The following is a 2557-nucleotide window of genomic DNA, read 5'->3' as shown; positions in this document are numbered from 1 at the left end:
CGGCGTCGCCTGGTGCACCATCGGCAGGGTCTGCACCATCGCCAGCACGTCGGTCGGCACCGCCTCGTCGAGCGAGACGAGGCAGATCGCATCGCCGCCCCGCTCCGCACGGCCGAGATGGAAGGTCGCGATGTTGATCCCCGCCCCGGCCAGCAGCGCGCCGAAGCGGCCGACGAAGCCGGGCCGGTCCTCGTTCGTCACGTACAGCATGTGCCGCGCGAAGCCGGCATCGACCGGGATGCCCTTGATCTCCACGATGCGCGGACGCGAGCCGGCGAACAGGGTGCCGGCGATCGAGCGCGTCTGGCCTGACGTCTCGATGGTGATGCGCACCAGCGTCTGGAACTCGCTGTCGCGCTCGTGCACCGTCTCCGCCACGTCGATGCCGCGCTCGCGCGCGGCGACCGGCGCGTTGACCATGTTGACGCTGTCCATCATCGGCGCCAGCACGCCGGCCAGCGCCGCCGCCGTCGTCGGCTTGTGGTTGATCTGCGCCGCCAGCCCCTCGTACTCGATGACGACGCGGCGGATCACGCCTTCCTTGGCCGAGCTGAGCTGGCCGGCGAAGCTGCCGAGCAGGCGGCACAGCTCCATGTACGGCTTCAGGCGCGGCGCCTCCTCGGCGGAGACGCTGGGCATGTTGATCGCGTTCGTCACCGCGCCGCTGAGCAGGTAGTCGCTCATCTGCTCGGCCACCTGCAGCGCCACGTTCTCCTGCGCCTCGGCGGTCGCGGCACCCAGATGCGGCGTGCAGACCACGGTGTCGAGATTGAACAGCGGGCTTTCGGTCGCCGGCTCCGTCTCGAACACATCGAGCGCGGCACCCGCCACGTGCCCGGTGCGCAGCAGGTCCGCCAGCGCCGTCTCGTCGATCAGCCCGCCGCGCGCGCAGTTGATGATCCGCACGCCCGGCTTCGCCCGCTCCAGCGCCGCGCGCGACAGGATGTTGCGCGTCTGGTCGGTCATCGGCACGTGCAGCGAAATGAAGTCGGCGCGCGCGAGCAGCGCGTCCAGCTCCACCTTCTCCACGCCCAGCTCCAGCGCCCTCTTGTCCGCGAGATACGGGTCATACGCGATGACCTTCATACGTAGCCCAACCCCGCGCTCGGCCACGATCGAGCCGATATTGCCGCAGCCGATCAGCCCGAGCGTCTTGCCGGTCACCTCCACGCCCATGAAGCGGTTCTTCTCCCACCGCCCGGCCTTGGTGCTGGCCGAGGCGTCGGGGATCTGCCGCGCGAGGGCGAACATCATCGCGATCGCGTGCTCGGCCGTGGTGATCGTGTTGCCGTGCGGCGTGTTCATCACCACCACGCCGCGCGCGGTCGCCGATTTCACGTCCACGTTGTCGACGCCGATGCCGGCGCGGCCCACGACCTTGAGGTTCGGCGCCGCGTCCAGAAGCTCGCGCGTCACCTTGGTCGCGGAGCGGATCGCCAGCCCGTCATAGTCGGCGATGATCGCACGCAGATCGGCCGGCGAGAGGCCGGTGCGCACATCCGTCTCGATGCCGCGCGAGCGGAAGATCTCCACCGCGGCGGCCGACAGCTTGTCGCTGATGAGTACCTTGGGCATCGCGTTCACTCCGCCGCCTGCGCGATGTATTCGGCGCGCACCGCCGCGTGCGCCCAGTCAAGCCAGGGCAGCAGCGCCCGCATATCGGACGTCTCGACCGTCGCGCCGCCCCAGATACGCAGACCCGGCGGCGCGTCGCGGTAATGGCCGATGTCGTAGGCGACGCCCTCGCGGTCCAGCAGCGACGCGATCCGCTTCGCCGCCTTCACCTGCGCGTCGGCCGGCAGGGCGCGGAACCAGGGTGCTGCGATGGTCAGGCAGATCGACGTGCAGGACCGCGTCGCCGCGTCCTCCGCCAGGAACGCCGCCCAGTCGCTGCGCGCCACCCAGTCCGCGACGGCGGCGAGGTTGGCCTCGCTGCGCGCGATCAGTCCGTCGAGGCCGCCCACGCCCTCCGCCCAGCGCAGCGCGTCGAGCGCGTCCTCCACGCACAGCATGCTGACGGTGTTGATCGTCTCGCCGGCGAAGATGCCGTCGATCAGCTTGCCGCCCTTGGTGAGACGGAAGATTTTCGGCAGCGGCCACGCCGGCTTGTAGCTCTCCAGCCGTTCCACCGCGCGCGGGCTCAGCGCCAGCATGCCGTGCGCCGCTTCGCCGCCCAGCACCTTCTGCCAGGACCAGGTCACGACATCGAGCTTGTCCCACGGCATCCGCATCGCGAACGCGGCCGAGGTCGCATCCGCGATCACCAGCCCGCCGCGGTCGGCGGGAATCCACGCGCCGTCCGGGAAGCGCACGCCCGATGTCGTGCCGTTCCACGCCAGCACCACGTCGTGCGCGAAATCGACCGGCGCCAGATCGGGCAGCCGGCCGTACGGCGCGCCCAGCACCCGCGCGTCGGGCAGGCGGAGTTGCTTGACGACATCGGTCGCCCAGCCCTCGGAGAAGCTCTCGAAGGCCAGCACGTCGACGCCGCGCGCGCCGAGCAGCGACCACATCGCCATCTCGACCGCGCCGGTGTCGGACGCCGGGACGATGGCGA

Annotated in this window: 2 protein-coding genes; both read right to left on the bottom strand. The window is 70.7% G+C overall.

All coding sequences use genetic code 11. The features are described from left to right. On the bottom strand, positions 1–1575 hold a 1575-nt coding region (gene serA, locus B8460_RS10290; RefSeq protein WP_048861511.1), incomplete at its 3' end, for a phosphoglycerate dehydrogenase. A 5-nt stretch (positions 1576–1580) separates the two neighbouring features. Further along, the coding region (locus B8460_RS10285; RefSeq protein WP_048861510.1) for a phosphoserine transaminase at positions 1581–2557 on the bottom strand (977 nt) is incomplete at its 5' end.

It is taken from the genome of Acidisphaera rubrifaciens HS-AP3, assembly GCF_000964365.1.
GTDB lineage: Bacteria > Pseudomonadota > Alphaproteobacteria > Acetobacterales > Acetobacteraceae > Acidisphaera > Acidisphaera rubrifaciens.
Note: the sequence above shows the minus strand (reverse complement) of the source record. Positions and strands in the feature narration are given on the sequence as shown.